Origin of the sequence: Nitrosopumilus sp. b1 (assembly GCF_014078545.1) — an archaeon.
Lineage (GTDB): Archaea > Thermoproteota > Nitrososphaeria > Nitrososphaerales > Nitrosopumilaceae > PXYB01.
In genome coordinates this window covers 1-696 of the sequence record NZ_MU078786.1, presented here as the reverse complement: position 1 = coordinate 696, position 696 = coordinate 1, and the positions used below count along the sequence as shown (strand labels likewise).

General features: G+C 34.8%; 1 pseudogene. It reads left to right on the top strand.

Annotation, left to right across the window (positions count from 1 at the left end):
- Nucleotides 1–241: 241 nt before the first annotated feature.
- Nucleotides 242–696: pseudogene (locus C6988_RS10820) on the top strand (tyrosine--tRNA ligase); the annotation flags it as partial.

Here is a 696-nt window from a genome sequence, read left to right as displayed (position 1 = left end):
TGTTAGAAATTCTTTGAGTTTTTCAATATTGCCTGATTCTACTTTTGCAATTAGGTCATAAGCACCATAAGTTTGATCAACCCACAAGACTTCTTCCATTTCTTTTAGTTTCTCAATAACTTCTTCTTCAGCGCCAAGCTCACACTTCATCAAAACATAAGCAACTGTCATACAAAACCTGTGAAAATATGATATTTCAAAGTAGCTGTTCTGGCATAGCTTAAACTAAGTTTATAGGGTTTTGTCACAGAGTTGGTTTGGTTTGGATATTTCTGAGAAGATCGCACTCGTAAAAAGACCACCAACAGAAGAGGTTGTCACTGAAGAAGACCTCACAGAGCTATTCAAAACAAATTCTAGCCCAAAACACTACATTGGTCTAGAAATTTCTGGATTTTTGCATCTTGGAAGTTTGATTAGTACTGGTTACAAAATTAATGATTTCATAGATGCAGGAATTGATTGTACAATATTTCTTGCAGATTGGCATACTATGATTAACGATAAGCTAGGAGGAGATATTGAAAAAATATCCAAAGTTGCAAAATACTATGAAAATGCATTTCGAGCAGTATGTCCAAGAGCTACAATTAGAACAGGATCTGAACTGTATGAAAAACATCCAGATTATTGGACAGAGCTTGTTCGATTTACAAAACATATGTCATTGGCAAGAACTATGCGTGCACTAACAAT